Source organism: Proteus sp. NMG38-2 (assembly GCF_020640995.1).
Taxonomy (GTDB): Bacteria; Pseudomonadota; Gammaproteobacteria; order Enterobacterales; family Enterobacteriaceae; genus Proteus.
In genome coordinates, this window is the sequence record NZ_CP085481.1 from 1,797,725 (window position 1) to 1,813,552 (window position 15,828).

The 15,828-nt window shown below is 37.4% G+C and carries 15 protein-coding genes; 5 read left to right on the forward strand and 10 right to left on the reverse strand.

The window, feature by feature from the left end:
• The 5 genes from arnT (at nucleotide 1) to LG402_RS08550 (ending at nucleotide 4,138) form a co-directional block, all read left to right on the forward strand.
• Nucleotides 1–1,665 (forward strand): lipid IV(A) 4-amino-4-deoxy-L-arabinosyltransferase, encoded by a 1,665-nt coding sequence (gene arnT, locus LG402_RS08530; RefSeq protein WP_227336792.1) that lies wholly within the window; start codon nucleotides 1–3, stop codon nucleotides 1,663–1,665.
• A complete protein-coding gene (gene arnE / locus LG402_RS08535; RefSeq protein ID WP_166541375.1) occupies nucleotides 1,665–2,006 on the forward strand; it encodes a 4-amino-4-deoxy-L-arabinose-phosphoundecaprenol flippase subunit ArnE in 342 nt (113 codons plus the stop codon). Before arnT ends, arnE begins: the two co-directional genes overlap by 1 nt.
• Nucleotides 2,003–2,401 (forward strand): 4-amino-4-deoxy-L-arabinose-phosphoundecaprenol flippase subunit ArnF, encoded by a 399-nt coding sequence (arnF, locus tag LG402_RS08540; protein WP_227336793.1) that lies wholly within the window; start codon nucleotides 2,003–2,005, stop codon nucleotides 2,399–2,401. Before arnE ends, arnF begins: the two co-directional genes overlap by 4 nt.
• Before the next feature lie 148 nt (nucleotides 2,402–2,549).
• On the forward strand, nucleotides 2,550–3,041 hold the full coding sequence (locus tag LG402_RS08545) for a C40 family peptidase (RefSeq protein ID WP_036913240.1): 492 nt from the start codon (nucleotides 2,550–2,552) through the stop codon (nucleotides 3,039–3,041).
• Between the two features lie 77 nt (nucleotides 3,042–3,118).
• On the forward strand, nucleotides 3,119–4,138 hold the full coding sequence (locus LG402_RS08550) for a lipoate--protein ligase A (RefSeq protein WP_166541373.1): 1,020 nt from the start codon (nucleotides 3,119–3,121) through the stop codon (nucleotides 4,136–4,138).
• A gap of 80 nt (nucleotides 4,139–4,218) precedes the next feature.
• Here LG402_RS08550 and LG402_RS08555 read toward each other — a convergent pair whose 3' ends face one another.
• The 10 genes from LG402_RS08555 to LG402_RS08600 form a co-directional block, all read right to left on the reverse strand.
• On the reverse strand, nucleotides 4,219–4,587 hold the full coding sequence (locus LG402_RS08555) for a helix-turn-helix domain-containing protein (RefSeq protein WP_072070346.1): 369 nt from the start codon (nucleotides 4,585–4,587) through the stop codon (nucleotides 4,219–4,221).
• Between the two features lie 514 nt (nucleotides 4,588–5,101).
• Nucleotides 5,102–5,896 carry a heme ABC transporter ATP-binding protein gene (locus tag LG402_RS08560; RefSeq protein ID WP_109408674.1) on the reverse strand — a complete coding sequence of 265 codons (795 nt, stop codon included), beginning with the start codon at nucleotides 5,894–5,896 and terminating at the stop codon, nucleotides 5,102–5,104.
• Nucleotides 5,893–6,897 carry a FecCD family ABC transporter permease gene (locus LG402_RS08565; RefSeq protein ID WP_109408675.1) on the reverse strand — a complete coding sequence of 335 codons (1,005 nt, stop codon included), beginning with the start codon at nucleotides 6,895–6,897 and terminating at the stop codon, nucleotides 5,893–5,895. Before LG402_RS08565 ends, LG402_RS08560 begins: the two co-directional genes overlap by 4 nt.
• On the reverse strand, nucleotides 6,897–7,712 hold the full coding sequence (locus LG402_RS08570) for a heme/hemin ABC transporter substrate-binding protein (RefSeq protein WP_166541371.1): 816 nt from the start codon (nucleotides 7,710–7,712) through the stop codon (nucleotides 6,897–6,899). The genes LG402_RS08565 and LG402_RS08570 overlap by 1 nt, the downstream gene beginning before the upstream one ends.
• Before the next feature lie 15 nt (nucleotides 7,713–7,727).
• A complete protein-coding gene (locus LG402_RS08575) occupies nucleotides 7,728–8,777 on the reverse strand; it encodes a hemin-degrading factor (protein WP_227336794.1) in 1,050 nt (349 codons plus the stop codon).
• A 39-nt stretch (nucleotides 8,778–8,816) separates the two neighbouring features.
• Nucleotides 8,817–10,844: a TonB-dependent hemoglobin/transferrin/lactoferrin family receptor gene (locus LG402_RS08580; protein ID WP_227336795.1), complete on the reverse strand. Its 2,028-nt coding sequence runs from the start codon at nucleotides 10,842–10,844 to the stop codon at nucleotides 8,817–8,819.
• Nucleotides 10,845–10,914: 70 nt separating this feature from the next.
• Complete coding sequence (locus tag LG402_RS08585) at nucleotides 10,915–13,101, reverse strand: TonB-dependent receptor domain-containing protein (RefSeq protein WP_227336796.1); 2,187 nt, start codon at nucleotides 13,099–13,101, stop codon at nucleotides 10,915–10,917.
• An 81-nt stretch (nucleotides 13,102–13,182) separates the two neighbouring features.
• Nucleotides 13,183–13,365, reverse strand: a complete 183-nt coding sequence (hemP, locus tag LG402_RS08590; RefSeq protein ID WP_166541367.1) for a hemin uptake protein HemP — start codon at nucleotides 13,363–13,365, stop codon at nucleotides 13,183–13,185.
• A gap of 249 nt (nucleotides 13,366–13,614) precedes the next feature.
• On the reverse strand, nucleotides 13,615–14,661 hold the full coding sequence (locus LG402_RS08595; protein ID WP_072070331.1) for a 3-deoxy-7-phosphoheptulonate synthase: 1,047 nt from the start codon (nucleotides 14,659–14,661) through the stop codon (nucleotides 13,615–13,617).
• Between the two features lie 121 nt (nucleotides 14,662–14,782).
• Nucleotides 14,783–15,649, reverse strand: coding sequence for a pyruvate, water dikinase regulatory protein (locus LG402_RS08600; protein ID WP_166541366.1), 867 nt, complete (start codon nucleotides 15,647–15,649; stop codon nucleotides 14,783–14,785).
• Nucleotides 15,650–15,828 lie beyond the last annotated feature (179 nt).

The following is a 15,828-nucleotide window of genomic DNA, read 5'->3' on the forward strand; positions in this document are numbered from 1 at the left end:
ATGTTGAATAACCGGGCGAGTAAAATCGGGGCCATCCTCTTGGCTCTTTTTTTTGTTCTTACCTACTTATTTCCATTGAACAGCCGGTTATTATGGCAACCAGATGAAACCCGTTATGCGGAAATTAGCCGCGAAATGGTGGTGAGCGGGAACTGGATAGTTCCTCATATGCTCGACATTCGCTATTTCGAAAAACCTGTTGCAGGTTATTGGATCAATAATGTTAGCCAATTAATATTTGGCCACACAAATTTTGCTGTACGTTTTGGTTCAGTAATTTCTATTCTATTAAGCACATTACTTGTTTATTTATTGGCAAGAATGATGTGGCGTAACCGCCAAGTTGCTTTTGTTTCTAGCTTAATTTATTTATCTATGTTTTTAGTGTTTAGCGTAGGCACTTACAGTGTGTTAGATCCTATGTTAGCACTTTGGGTTACTGCGAGTATGGTCTGCTGTTTTTGGGCACTGAAAGCGACGACGATAAAAACACGAATATTAGCGTGGATAACATTAGGTTTGGCTTGTGGTATGGCATTTATGACTAAGGGTTTTTTAGCTTTAGCTATCCCTGTCATTGTGATGATACCTATTACTCTTTATCAAAAGCAATTTACTCAAATGTTGCTCTATGGCTTACTTGCGGTGTTTAGTGCTGCATTGATTAGTTTGCCATGGGCGTTAGCTATTGCAAAAGCAGAGCCTGATTATTGGCATTATTTCTTTTGGATTGAACATATTCAGCGTTTTTCTGGTGAAGATGCTCAGCATAGTTCCCCATTCTGGTACTATATCCCTATTGTATTACTAGGGGTAATACCTTGGCTTGGTTTATTGCCTGGCGCATTAATGGGAGCTTGGAAGAAAAGACGTAAACGTCCAGAGCTATTTTTCTTATTGTGCTGGTTTGTTGTTCCGTTTTTATTTTTTAGTATTGCTAAAGGTAAGCTACCGACTTATATGTTGCCATTTATGGCACCACTAGCAATGCTAATGGCGAAATATGGTGTGGATTGCGCACGCAAATTTAGAATGAAAGCGCTGCGTATTAACGGTTATATCAATATCTTTATTGGTGTTGCTGTTGTTATCGCTATTTTAGTTATCCAATTAATCTCTTCAAAACCCATTTATATGCCATATGAATGGTCTAAATGGGTATTAGCTATAGTGGCATTCTCATTATGGGGCATTATTGGTTATCTTTGCTCTACACTTAATGGAAAACACTGGTTGTGGGCTGCATCTTGTTCGCTAGGCGTAAGTTTATGTATCGGTCAAGCAATACCGAATAGCAGCGTAGATGGAAAGTTACCTCAAGAGTTTATTCGCCAAAATATAAAGATGTTAAACGCAAGCAAATACATCGTGAGTAATAGTGTGGGTATTGGTGCAGGATTAGCGTGGGAATTACAACGTAGCGATATTTATCTTTATGAAAGAACAGGCGAATTAACTTATGGTGTCGAAGAATATCCAGATTCTCAGCATAAATTAATTAAACCTGATAATTTTGCTCAGTGGCTAGAAGAAGCAAGAAAAGAGGGTAGTGTTTCGGTTGTTATTACGTTTAAAGATCCTAAGAAATTAGCACAATTGCCAAGACCTGAAGAGCTGGTGACAAATCATCGAGTTGCTATTTTAACGTATGAGAAGCGTAATTAATGTCCTTTGTTTTATTGCTAATCGTGAGCTTTTTGACCTGCATAGGGCAGGTATGTCAAAAACAAGCGGTGGTTAGCTGGCAAAGTGATTCATTAACAAAAGCCAGAAAAACGATTTTCTGGCTTTTTGTTGCCATTGCAATGCTTGGCTTGGGGATGCTTTTTTGGTTACGGCTATTACAAATTCTTCCGCTAAGTATTGCTTATCCTATGTTAAGTATTAATTTTATTGTGGTGACATTAATTGGGCAGTTTGTTTATAAAGAGCCTGTTAATGTGAAACATTGGATTGGTATTGCATCGATTATGGTTGGCATTTTATTAATGAGTCTGCAAGCATGAAAGGCTATTTATGGGCGATGGGAAGTGCGCTATTAGTCACTGTCGCTCAATTGTTATTAAAGTTTGGTATGTCTGAGCTACCGGATTTACAGTTAGAAAAACAGTGGTTTGATTTTTCATGGCTATGGGCGAACATAACGCCAATCGCTATTGTGTTTGCTGGCCTTGTCGGTTATGTCCTTTCTATGGTTTGCTGGCTATTCACTTTACGCACTATCCCTTTAAATAAAGCTTATCCACTTATTAGTTTAAGCTATGTTTTTGTTTATATCCTTGCTGTGATATTACCTTGGTTTCAAGAAAACCCTTCATGGACAAAAACTGCAGGTGTTGCTTTTATTATGGTAGGTGTTTGGTTGATTAGCCAGAAACCTAAAGAGTCAACATCACACTAAATTCAGAGTTTGGGTTTTATTTCCTATATCTTGTTGGTTATTGTGCGATTTATTCTATTAATCTTGATTCATTCACCTTCAATAACTTGTTTTTGCTTAAAAAAGCAGATAGATTTTAAAATCTCTCGTAATAATAATGGTGGATGCAATGAGAAAGTCCGTTTTCTATCCTTTCTTGCTCTGTATTATCCTGCTGGCTGGGTGTTCATCTAGTCCGTCAAAACGCATTCCACCAGCCCCTCCTTTAAAAACACAGCTTTCCGATCCTATTATGGTGATAGTGCAGCTCAAATCACAACTTGAGCAGTGGTATGGCACACCTTATAGTTATGGTGGAATGACATCTTCAGGTATTGATTGTTCAGGGTTTGTCTATAAAACGTATAGTGATCGTTTTGATATTAAATTGCCTCGAATGACTATCGATCAAACCAAATATGGAACACAAATCAGTAAAAGCGATTTAATGCCAGGGGATTTAGTGTTTTTCAAAACAGGTGGTGGTGAAAATGGACTTCATGTCGGTATTTATGATACTGACAACACATTTATTCACGCATCAACTAGTAAAGGGGTTACTCGTTCTTCTCTTGATAATGTCTATTGGAAAAAAACATTCTGGCAAGCTCGTCGATTGTAATTTCGTGCCATTTAAGACCCTAATATATTGAAAATTATGCTATCTTATACCTTATTTTCTTCATATAGGTATTCCTTATGTCAGGTAAGTTGCGACTGTTAATTTCCGAATCTTATGATCCTTGGTTTAACCTTGCTGTTGAAGAGTGTATTTTTAGACAAATGCCAGCGGATCAGCGTGTACTTTTTCTGTGGCGTAATGATAACACGGTAGTTATTGGACGAGCCCAAAATCCGTGGAAAGAGTGTAATACACGAAAAATGGATGAAGATGGCGTGAAATTAGCACGTCGTTCAAGTGGTGGTGGCGCTGTTTTCCACGATCTTGGTAATACCTGTTTTACCTTTATGGCGGGAAAGCCAGAGTATAATAAAACGATCTCAACTCAAATCATACTTGATGGTTTATCAAAGGCAGGTATACAAGCAACAGCGTCAGGGCGTAATGATTTAGTCGTACCGCAAGAAGAGGGTGAAAGAAAAATTTCAGGATCGGCTTATAAAGAGACGAAAGATCGTGGTTTCCATCATGGCACATTATTAATAAATGCTAACTTATCTAGACTAGCCAATTACCTCAATCCAGATCCGAAAAAACTTCAAGCTAAAGGGATCACTTCTGTACGCTCTCGAGTGGCTAATTTGGTCGAACTGAAATCTGATATCACTCACGAAAAACTTTGTGAAACTATTACCGAAAGCTTTTTTGAATACTATGGTGAACGAGTAGATGCAGAGATTATTTCCCCGCAAAAATTACCTGATTTACCTAGTTTTGAAGAGACATTCGCTAAGCAAAGTAGTTGGGAATGGAATTTTGGACAAGCCCCTGCATTTTCTCATTTGCTAGATAATCGTTTTAAGTGGGGTGGTGTTGAACTACATTTTGATATTGAGCGTGGTAATGTAATCAGAAGTCAAATCTATACTGACAGTTTAGATCCCGCACCATTAGAAGCATTATCAGATATGCTAGTTGGCAAACGTTATACACCTGAGTCTTTAAAAGAGCTTATTCAGCAACTTATACAGCGTTATCCTAATAATAAAGGGGAGCTTAATGAACTTGAAGAATGGCTTATAACGGCAATTGCTTAGTTTTCTGTAAATAAAGTAAAAAACCAGCTTTTTAAAGCTGGTTTTTTATGGCAAGTAACATCGACATGATGCTAAATCAATTAGTGATTTTCGCATGACATGAAACAATGAGTATCTGGCATTGTGCCATTTTCTCTAAACTTAGCCGGTGTAGTATTAAAATGTTTTTTAAAAATACGAGTAAATGTTGCTTGAGAGCTAAAGCCATACATTAAAGCGATGTCTAAAATAGACATATCTTTTTCTTGTAATGATTTAGCCGCTTCTAATAAGCGACGTTTGCGGACATATTCGCCTAATGTACAGCCTTTAAAATCTTTAAATATGCGTTGTAAGTGCCATTTTGAATAACCACTTTTGTTCGCAATAGTATCGATTTTTATACCTTCGTTACGTTGTAACTGGGTTTCTAACCATTTTAGAATATCATTAACGACATTTTCAGCCATAAAACCTCCCACAAAAATGGTGGGGACACAGTGCCCAAGTAAATAGAATAGTAACGTATGTTATTTATAATCTATTTTAAGCATGGGGAAAATAACAGGTAGGCAAAAAGTGCTTTTTGTTATTGATAATCATTATCAAATTAATAGGTGAAAGCTATATATCTCAAGTAAGGTAGAGCTTAATAGATATTTTTGATTAAAAAAATCGTTTTAAATGTATTTTACTTTGTTGAATTTATTGATTTATTTTTTCATTGATAAAGCTGTTATACCATTCATTCTTTAGGTTGTTATGTTTTTTTGTGTGATTTACAAGCTAATCAGTGATTAAGGTGTATTTTAAAGTCAATTTATTTGACTAAATAGGAAAATTTAGAAATAAGATTTATTAATCAATTAAGGTGATATTACTTAGTGTGTTTTATTTGCAATAAATAAGCATATAAAAATAAATTAACTCAGTCACAATCTAGAAAATCCATGCTAGAAGGCAACTGAGTAAAACTAAGATAACTTATGGACGAAGAAAAACTTGTGGATACGAATGCTCTGGATGGGTATCAACACTCACATCTGCGCCATACCACTGTTGGATATTTTCTGTTGTCAGTACATCGTGTGGAGTACCTTCACAAACTAATTTTCCTTGATGCAATAATAGAATTCTATCGGCATAAAGTGAGGCTAAATTAAGATCGTGCAGAACGCAACAAACCATAAGATGTTGTGTTTTTGCTAATTGCTTTAGTAAGCGTAAGCTGTGTTGCTGATGGTAAAGATCAAGTGCTGAAGTCGGTTCATCAAGGAATAATACCGACTCTTGTGGTGTAGGGTGCCATAATTGAGCTAATACTCTGGCAAGTTGCACTCGTTGTTGTTCACCACCTGATAATTGACGATAGTCTCTATCTTTAAACTTTAAACAATCCGTTTGTAGTAGAGCCGTTTCGATAGCTATTTTTTTATGTTGTTGCCCATGAGGGGTTCTTCCCATTGCAACCACTTCTTCTACAGAAAAAGAAAATGAGAGTTGGCTATTTTGGCGCATAACAGCACGGTTTTGTGCTAATTGTTGGCTATTCCATTGCGAATAAGTCTTTTGCTTAAAATAGCACTCACCTTGTGTTGGTGTCGTATAACCTGTCAATAAACGTAGTAATGATGATTTTCCTGCGCCATTAGGTCCAATTATAGTGACTAACTCTCCGGCATTAAGTGAAAGAGACACATCATCAATAATAGTTTTTTCACCAATTTGATACGTCAAATTATTTCCATAGAGCAACGAAGTGTTTTGTTTTTGAATCATGACATCCTTCTCGCGGGTTGTCGTAAGATAAGCCAAAGGAAATAAGGGCCACCAATTAATCCTGTAATGAGCCCCACAGGGATTTCTGCTGGAGATACCAGTGTTCTGGATAATGTATCAGCAGCGAGTAACAGTGTTGCACCACCTAAAATGGTAGCAGGTAATAGCCATACATGATTACTACCAATACGCATACGAATAAGGTGTGGAACCACAAGGCCAATAAATCCAATGACACCACTTAGCGCGACAGCACAACCAATTAAAATGGCACTAAGTAGTAACAAAATAAACTTGGTTCTTCTTACATTTAGCCCTAAGTAGTGCGCTTCTTCATCACCAAGTTGTAACAGATTTAATTTATGGCTTTGCCAACATGCCACAATACTGACTGGAATGATCACAAGGGTTGCAATGGATAAGGTTTTCCAGTCAATTTGGCTTAATGACCCCATCATCCACAGCGAAAATTGGCGTAATTGTTGATCTGTACTGATATAACTTAAGACACCAATAAAGGACATACAAAGTGCATTGATAGCAATCCCAGCAAGCAATAACCGCGCTAAATTACCATCACTCAATTGATGTAATGAGAAGATAATCATTGCCACAATTAAGCCGCCAACAAAGGCGGCTACAATATGACTGTAAAATGCGAATACAGGTGAAAAAGAGAAAGGTAGTATAATCACGATAGCAACCATTAGTGCCGCACCGCTACTTATGCCAAGTAACCCAGGGTCAGCTAATGAGTTTCTAAATAATCCTTGCATGATTGCACCTGATATCGCTAATGCACCACCGACAAGAATAGCCAAAAGCACACGAGGCAAGCGTATATCAAGCCAAACCTGCCACTCCATATCATCAAAAGAGCTATTCCATAATGTATGAAATGAGAGTGCCAATGCACCGCTATTCACAGAAATTAATGTAACAATGGTGAGCAAAAAGAGTAAAACTAAAATACTCATCCACGGTGAACGAAAACGAGACATTATTGCTCCAATGCTTGACGAATTTGATTCATAACTTCAGGTGTTGAAAGCGTAAAACCTAACAATCCCATATCATCGACGACGACATAATGTTTATTTTTACCTGCAGGTGTGTACTTTATACCGGGTAAATTCCAAAGTTTTTCAATACCACCGATACCTTTAATACCTTCTTTAGTTACCAGCAAAATATCAGGTTGGCTCGCAATGACACCTTCTTGAGAAAGAGGGCGATAACTCGTAAAGCCTTGCATTGCATTCTTACCCCCAACTAGTGAAATAATGGTATCTGCTGCAGTATTTTGACCAGCGGCCATAGGAACAACACCACCATGACTCATGATATAAATGACTTTTTTATCTATAGGTGTTGTGGGTATTTGGCTAATAGATAGGGTGAGTTTTTCTTTTAGCTGTTCACCTTCTTTTTGTTTATTTAAAATAGTGGCGATGGTGTCTATTTTTTCATTAATGGCTTCTAATGAATGTGTACCTGTAATCGTTTTAACAGTGACTCCTGCCTCTTTTATTCGGCGTAGTGCTAAAGAAGGGCGAGCGAGTTCGCTGGTTATAATTAATGTTGGTTTGACCGATAAGATACCTTCAGGGTTTAGCATTCGCATATAACCCACATCAGGGAGTGCTTTCACTTGTTCAGGGACTAAACTAGTGCTGTCTCTTGCAATAATTTGTTCACCCGAACCTAACGCGAAAACGATCTCAGTGATATCGCCGCCAATAGTGACAATACGTTCATTGGCGGAACTGACAAACGACATGACGCTACACAGGATCAAAAGAAGCCATTTTTTCATTAACTCATTCTCCGATTAGGCTATTTTGGCAAGTGTATTAACTTGCTCGCGCCATTGTTGTTGCTCTGCAGTGCCTTCAGTACGTTGTCCATAAAGCTGGGCAATCTGTTGGCCTTTGCTATCAAAGATTTCAAGACTGGTGACAAAACCATCCTGAGTTGGTTTGCGAGTGATCCAACTTTCGGCGATTTCACTTTCAATTAAATGAAGTGTAAATGCAGGATTGAAAACGTTAATCCAGACTTGATCGCTATTCTCAAATTGATGAGGAACTAAACGGTCAATCTGCCCCGTAAAGATTTGCACACAACCACGGCTTCCAACAAAAATCATGATCTCATTTTGTGCTTCTTTAGCGAGGGTTAATAAGGTTTTCAGTGCACTGTTATCAACTTGATAAGCAAGGTCATCGGCAACAGCTTTAAAAGCTTGTTGACGACTCAAGTTATTTTCTTTTAGTAGTTTGAAAAATTGGTGAACATCAGTCATTGAACGCCATTGTTGTTCAAGTTGCTCCGCCAATTCATGACTAACAGGTGTGTTTGAATAAGGTTCGATAGGGGTAATGTCTAGAGCTGGATTTTCTTCCGATAAGAATGATTGGATTAGCGCATTCCATTCATCCATATTGGTATTGTCAGTTGTATAGACTTTATGTAATGCATCGCCATGCATATCAAAAAACTGAATGCTATAGCGAGTTCCTTTTGAGGTTTCTTCAGCGAGTGCAAAAATGCTAGACCAATAAGCGAAGAAAAAGCGTAAATCCATTGATCGAGGATTTAGAATCAAACCTGCATGATCGTTAAAGCGTGCATTAGTGTATTCACCAAGATGTTCGTGAACGGCGATATCGTTACGAGTAATGGCTTTGACCTCACCCACTTTACTTAAGGCTTTTAATAATTCTTGCACATCGTTACATAAGCGTTTTGCATCATGTCCTACGCGTGCATGTGTTAATTCGGCTTCACTTACATTTAAGTATGCTGCCAGATCACGGGCATAAGGTGCTTTTTTATCCGCTTTTGCTTGCAGGTAGCTCTCATAAAGAGGTTTATTCACAGAAACTCCTATTGTATCTATCGTTGATTTTATTGTTAATTACCATTGATAACTCACAAGTACTTTTGCATTACGACCTTCTTGAGGAATACCGGCAGAAGAATAATAAGTTTTATCAAATGCGTTACCTAGTACAAATGAGGTTGTTAGCCCCTTTAAGGAGGCGTTACCTTCATAACGAAGGTAAAAATCATTGACGCCATAACCTGCTTGTTGGTGATTGGTAGGGCGATTAAAACGGTCATGTTTAGTAAAGTCCGTTTTCTTGGTAAATTGACCGACCCAGCCCACAGAAAAATCTGTGCTTGGAACTGGAACATCAAAGCGACTGGTCAATGTATCCGGTTCAATCGAAGTAATTGAGGCATTTGTGGCATTATCTTTTCCTTTGGTGTGGTTATACGCTAAGTCCCAATTAAAGAATTTGGATTGGTAGCTCATAGAAACATCCCACCCCCAAATAGTTGCTCTTGGAATATTTGTTGATTGTGTATATCCCTGAAAAATAGCGACATCTGCATCAATATAATCTTTTGCACGAGTATTGAAATGGGCGGCTTTAATTTTCAGATTATCATTATTAGATAATAAGTCATCGAATTGAAAACCAAATCCGTATTCGGTGGTTGAATTGGTTTCGGGTTTTAAATTGGGATTAGGACGCCAATAGTTTGTTGGTGCTCCTGGGAATGGCGCATCAAAATGCTTAGCATCGTTATACATTTCGCCTAAAGAAGGTGCTCTAAACGCTTGTGAATAAGAAGTATAAAGCATTGACCAATCAGTAGGCGTGATGCTGATAGCTCCTTTGGATGACCATTTATCAGCAGTAATATCATCATAACGATCGTTTTGGCTTTTATATTTATCAAAACGGGTTCCTAAAATTAAGGAGACAGGCAAATCACGTAAAGTGACCTCATCTTGAACCCAGCCTGACATAAAACGGATATCTGCTTGTGGGAAGCTTTCTGTATTTTGACTTGGTGATTGTTTCTGTTTATACACTTCGCCACCATAAGTAAGCCCATGTGATGCAAAGCTATCCATCCCCACTTGAGAGCGATTCTCGAGTTTTATGCCATAGGTTTTTTGTTCTCGACCTTCAAATCCTTTTTGTATCGTTTTGGCATTGATATCAACTTCACTGTAATAAGCCTGCGTTTTTAGATTAACCCACTGTAAATCCGAAGGATTGTATTGATAGGTTAACTGTGCATCTTTTTGTGTTGTAGTACGATCAGTTTCTACATTAGCAAGTGTAGGATTTGAGGGAACTTGAGGGTTTTTGGGCTGATTAGTATTGTTATGGTAATAACGGAATTGTCCGCTTAATGTATTGCTATCATCAATAAACCAACGCCCTTTGGAGAGTAGGTTAATAATGGTTTCATCATTTTGTGCACGATAACCCCCACCATAACGAATATCACCTTTATCACGAGCTGATAATGCCACGAGACCATCAAGGTTATCGTGTTTACCAAAAGCAGTAACACCTAAACCTTGGCTATGTTGCGCGGTATTACCAAGACCAATAACACGTACACCGCCTTGTTCGTTTTTTGAAAGTAGATCGCTTGCATCAACGGTATCGTAAGCAATAACACCGCCAAGTGCTCCACTACCATACAATAATGCAGAAGGACCCCGAACTACTTCAACTTGCTTTATAAGAAGAGGATCAATAAAAATACTGTCAATATGGCCAGTGTCAGTTCCTTGACGTACACCATCTACAAGTGTCAATATTCCATTTTTACTGTATCCACGCATACTGATGGTTTCACCATTAGTACGACCTGCGCCGGAAATAGAAATTCCGGGCACATGGCGAAGTAATTCAGAAGCACTACCTGCGGTTTCTGACAACGCATTGTTATTTTTAATAACGGTTGACATCATGGGTAACGTAAAGCTATCACGCTCATTACCAGTCGCATAAACGGTAAGCACTTCTGTTTTTTTCTCCTCGCTAGTTTGTGTTTTCTCTTGTGCTGACACACAAGCAGAAGAAACAGCAACAGCCAGTAAACTAAATTTAATTAATAGGGATGACTGAGACATGCAGATGGATCTCCGTTATTTTAATGGGCTGTTAAAACAGCCCTTTGTTATATAAATCATTGCTCCTCATCTACCAGCGATAACTGATGGACATTTTTATATTTCTGCCTTCTTGTGGCACACCTCGTGTTGAGAAATACTCATAATTAAAAGCATTTGCCAACATCAGTGTTGCTTGTAGATCTTTATTTTTCTTAGATTGATAGCTGAGTGAAAAATCGTGAACAGCATATCCAGGAAATTGTTGAACAACTTCTTGTAATCGAGTGACTTTTTTACCCTTATTATGTGGAGCAACAATGCCGCTGTAGCCACTTTTAGAGTCAGTAGCGCTGGCAAATTGTCCTGACCAACCTAATGAGAAAGGTGTTTTGGCAATAGGAACCTGTATAAAGGCGGTAAGAATTTCTGGTCTTACGGGGGAGATGGTTTCACTATCTGTAAGTTGGAATGTGTTTGTTCGGTTATAGCTTAATCCAGCAGAGAGCCAAGAGTGGGTATAACGTAAAGCAATATCGGTACCTTCAATATAAACATTCGCAATGTTATAGGCTTTTAGGCTCATTCTTCCAAAAATCGTTCCCATCCATTCAGCATAAGAAATATAGTCTTTTGATAATGTATCGAAATAAGCTACTTTAATTTCTAGTGCATCACTTTCTGATAATAACTGTTGGAATGAGATCTTTCCTCCATATTCCCAAGTCCTATTTCTTTCTGGGTTTAAGTAAGGATTAGGTATCCAATAAGACCTTACCAATCGGTTTATATCAAAATGAACGGAATCATTAAACATCTCACTTAATGTCGGTGCTCTAAATGCAGTCGAGTATGACGTGTAAAGCTGTAACCACGGTGTTGCGGAAAATGTTAATTTTACATTTTCAGTGGTACCTCGATAACTTGCTTTATGCATGAGTTTACTTGTATCTGCATTTCTAACTGCATGATTATAAATGACACTATCAATTTCTTTATTTGGAACACTTTCATAATAGTGATAGCGAATACCCGCAGTTAAGGATAAAGGGAATAGTGGTGTCGACAGTGTGCTCTGTAACCATGTTGCGGCATAATCCATTTTTGCCAATGGGAAGTTTTTAGCCTTGTTGTTGGGTTTCATTTTCTGTCGGTAAACTTCAGTACCAATAATGACAGATAAATTAAGATTATTATGAGGTGTAATATTAGTGTAATTCTCTAATTTCCCACCATAAGTTGATTGTGTTCGAGCTTCGAAAAGACCGATATCACCTTTTTCATTTTTTTTACGGTCATATTCTGTAAGTTTTACATCGGTTAAAAAAGTTTGCTTAATACCAAACTGTGAGTAATAAAGATAGGTTGTTAAATCAATCCAAGAATTACTTTCAGGGGCATAGTGATGAGTTAGAGAGTAATTTTTTTGCTGAGTATCTCGATATACCTGATTACTTTCTTCTTTACCATATCCACCCATACGATGTAATACTTCTCGTTGTTCACCTGAATTATCATAATGGCGAGCTGAGAAAATAAAGGTTTGGTTATTTGTAGGATAGAGATAGATTTTAGCAAAGTAGTTATTAATGGATTCATTGTTATCCATTTTTTGCCCATCAGCCAATAAGATAGGGCCACGCTGACGTTGAGTGTAAGAAATCAAACCAGAGAATAGTTTATGTTGACCTGCAATTATCCCACCATAAGAAAAATGGCGATCAGCAGAAGAATAAGAACTGAATAATTTAGCGCCTAAGTTTTTATTCTTTTTCAATATTGATTGAGGATCGAGAGTATTAAAAGCGACAACTCCCCCCATAGCGCCTTCACCATGAATAGTCGAGGCGGAACCGTGTTTGACATTAATACTTTTAATTAAAGACGGGTCAAGAAATATGCCCCCTAAATTATTCATGGTGTTTTCGAGTGGTTGATGAATGCCATCAACGAGAATTTTGACACCTTTTTGGTCATATCCTCGCATTAGAATATTGGCACCATTAGTCACGCCTGTTCCTGAGAGAGTGATACCTGCGACTTCTTTTAACATTTCACCTGTTGTTGACGCTGTTTTTGCCTGAGGTGTTGAGGTTTCAATCGTAGATTGGAAGTTATGTTCTAGTTCGTGATATTTATGACCAACAACAGTAAGAGAGTCCGTGTTCGTTTTTTCTGGGTGTGCAGAGGCAATAGGGGAATACAACAGACAAAGAGCTGTTGCTATACCTGAATATTTGAAATGTTTTTTCAGCATACACATACCATAAATGTCCATAAAAAGTCCTTGTATATGGAGTTATTTAGCTGGCTGCCTAGCTGAATTGATAGGTGGCTTGCGAGTTATTGTCAAAAATGATTATTTAGTCAGGATCAGTTTTCCTGATTTGGTCTGACGTAGTTGATACAACTCTCCGTTATGTTGAATGTAAACCACGCCATCTTTACCCAATAATTCAATACTATTAATAGATTGAATTATTGAAGAATGAGAGTTCTGTTTAACCAATGAACTATCCAAATTATTAGCTTTTTTATTCATAATACACTAAGAGTAATAAGCGTTATCATTATGATAATCATTATCGTTAACAAATGTATTTAGACAAGCTTTTTTTAACGTAAACAGGTAAATTTAAGTCATATTGTGAGTGATAAAACGGTATGTGATGAAATTTAAAACAAAGGAATAAAAGAGGCTTATCTTTTTACTAAAAAATAAGATCAATACAGAATGAATAGAGAAGAAAAATAGCAGGGGATAGAATTATCCCCTTAATAAATAGGTTTATTAAAATCGACTCTCAACGGCTTGTGCTAATAATTCAAGCAATTGCTCGGTATCATTCCAGCTTAAACATGGATCAGTAATAGATTGTCCATAAACAAGAGGTTTTTCTGGCAAGACTTTTTGTGAGCCTTCTTGTAAAAAGCTTTCAGCCATCACGCCAACAATAGCTTGTGAGCCATCTTTAATTTGTTGACTGACATTGCGAGCCACTTCTAATTGGCGACGATGGATCTTTTCACAATTACCATGACTAAAGTCGATAATAAGATGTTCAGGTAAATCCACTTGTTTTAGTGCATCAATAGCATCTGCAATATCGCTGGCATGATAATTTGGTTTTTTACCACCTCGCATAATAATGTGTCCGTAAGGATTACCGCTAGTTTGGTAAATTGTCATACGGCCATTTTTGTCAGGTGATAAGAAAGTGTGACCAACGCGAGAAGCACGAATTGCATCAATAGCAATACGAGTATTACCATCCGTACCGTTTTTAAAGCCCACAGGACAAGAAAGCGCAGATGCCATTTCACGATGAACCTGGCTCTCTGTAGTTCTTGCGCCGATAGCACCCCAACTAATTAAGTCAGCAATATACTGACCAGTTACCATATCAAGAAACTCGGTTGCAGTTGGTAAACCTAATGTATTTATCTCAATTAATAATTTTCTTGCAAGGCGGATACCTTCATTAACATTGCAAGAATTATCAAGATAAGGATCAGAGATTAAGCCTTTCCAACCAATAACTGTACGTGGTTTTTCAAAGTAGGTTCTCATGACAATTTCTAAGCGGTCATGATAGCGTTCTTTTTGCTGGTTAAGTTTCGTGGCGTATTCTTTGGCTGCTTTGGGGTCATGAATAGAACAAGGACCCACGATCACTAAAAGTCGTTTGTCTTCACCAGTAAGGATAGCTTCAATTCGTTTACGTGCTGATGTGATATTTTGGATTATCTCATCAGAAATGGGGAACTCTTTTGCTAAGGTTTCTGGTGTCACCAGACTGTCTAAAGCCTTAGTCCGTAGTTCGTCTGTCTTTAACATAATTCATCTCAATAAATATACAGGGTAAGTCTACCCAGTGATTAAGATCACAATAAACGAAATTCAGCTAATTTCAACAGCGTTATTAGAGAAAAACCAATAAAAAAAATAAGGTTAAGACTTAGAACATTCTTCTCGCTAATCCCATAGAATCAATTACCTTAGTTGAAATTTCTTCAACAGAATAATTAGTGGTATTGAGATAAGGAATATTGTTTTTTCTGAAAAGGGCTTCCACTTCGGCTAATTCGATTCTGCATTGGCGAATTGAAGCATAACGGCTATTTTCACGACGTTCACCTCGGATAGCAGCCAGGCGCTCTGGTGCAATGGTTAAACCGAATAATTTATGTTGATACTCTTTTAATTCAGTAGGGAGTTTTAAAAAATCCATATCATCAGCAGTAAATGGGTAATTGGCTGCTTGAATACCAAATTGCATAGCTAAATAGAGGCTGGTAGGTGTTTTACCACAACGAGAAACGCCAATTAAGATAACTTGTGCTTGATCGAGATTACGTAATGATATTCCATCATCGTGAGAAAGCGTGTATTCAATAGCTGCAATACGGGCATCGTATTTACTAAGATTTTTCTCTGTTAACCCGTGTGTTTTATTTAATTTTGGTGAGGCTTGAATACCCATCTCCTTTTCAAGCGGTAATACAAGAGATTGCACAATATCCTGACAAAAGCCTTCACTACTATTTATTACCTGTTTAACTTCGGGGCTAATAATAGAATAAAAAACAAGGGGCTTAGAGCCACTCTTTTTATAAATTTCAGCGATTTTCTGTTTTATTTCTTCAGCTCTTTCCACTGTAGAAACAAAAGGCAATGTATAACTTTTCATTCTTAATGGAAATTGAGAAAGTACAGCGTGGCCTAAAACTTCTGCTGTAATAGCTGTACCATCAGAGATAAAAAAGACTGTTCTATCAATGGGTTCATTATTATCACAATTAATAGAATTTAAGCTTAATATCATAACGCTCACCTTTTTTTAGCTGAATTAGCGAATCAAACAACATTATCTATAGCATTTTTAGTGATTATAAAGGATAAAAAAATAAAGTTTTCTGGTTGATCGATTCACCTTTCTATATTCACTATAACATTGTGATACGCTTATTTAAGTTGTCGTTTTGACAGCGGGTTTTTCTTTTT

What these genes read in the sequence shown, in the direction of transcription:
- arnT (WP_227336792.1), top strand. Translation starts at nt 1, where the DNA reads ATGTTGAATAACCGGGCGAGTAAAATCGGGGCCATCCTCTTGGCTCTT.
- arnE (WP_166541375.1), top strand. Translation starts at nt 1,665, where the DNA reads ATGTCCTTTGTTTTATTGCTAATCGTGAGCTTTTTGACCTGCATAGGG.
- arnF (WP_227336793.1), top strand. Translation starts at nt 2,003, where the DNA reads ATGAAAGGCTATTTATGGGCGATGGGAAGTGCGCTATTAGTCACTGTC.
- LG402_RS08545 (WP_036913240.1), top strand. Translation starts at nt 2,550, where the DNA reads ATGAGAAAGTCCGTTTTCTATCCTTTCTTGCTCTGTATTATCCTGCTG.
- LG402_RS08550 (WP_166541373.1), top strand. Translation starts at nt 3,119, where the DNA reads ATGTCAGGTAAGTTGCGACTGTTAATTTCCGAATCTTATGATCCTTGG.
- LG402_RS08555 (WP_072070346.1), bottom strand. Translation starts at nt 4,587, where the DNA reads ATGGCTGAAAATGTCGTTAATGATATTCTAAAATGGTTAGAAACCCAG.
- LG402_RS08560 (WP_109408674.1), bottom strand. Translation starts at nt 5,896, where the DNA reads ATGATTCAAAAACAAAACACTTCGTTGCTCTATGGAAATAATTTGACG.
- LG402_RS08565 (WP_109408675.1), bottom strand. Translation starts at nt 6,897, where the DNA reads ATGTCTCGTTTTCGTTCACCGTGGATGAGTATTTTAGTTTTACTCTTT.
- LG402_RS08570 (WP_166541371.1), bottom strand. Translation starts at nt 7,712, where the DNA reads ATGAAAAAATGGCTTCTTTTGATCCTGTGTAGCGTCATGTCGTTTGTC.
- LG402_RS08580 (WP_227336795.1), bottom strand. Translation starts at nt 10,844, where the DNA reads ATGTCTCAGTCATCCCTATTAATTAAATTTAGTTTACTGGCTGTTGCT.
- LG402_RS08585 (WP_227336796.1), bottom strand. Translation starts at nt 13,101, where the DNA reads ATGGACATTTATGGTATGTGTATGCTGAAAAAACATTTCAAATATTCA.
- hemP (WP_166541367.1), bottom strand. Translation starts at nt 13,365, where the DNA reads ATGAATAAAAAAGCTAATAATTTGGATAGTTCATTGGTTAAACAGAAC.
- LG402_RS08595 (WP_072070331.1), bottom strand. Translation starts at nt 14,661, where the DNA reads ATGTTAAAGACAGACGAACTACGGACTAAGGCTTTAGACAGTCTGGTG.
- LG402_RS08600 (WP_166541366.1), bottom strand. Translation starts at nt 15,649, where the DNA reads ATGATATTAAGCTTAAATTCTATTAATTGTGATAATAATGAACCCATT.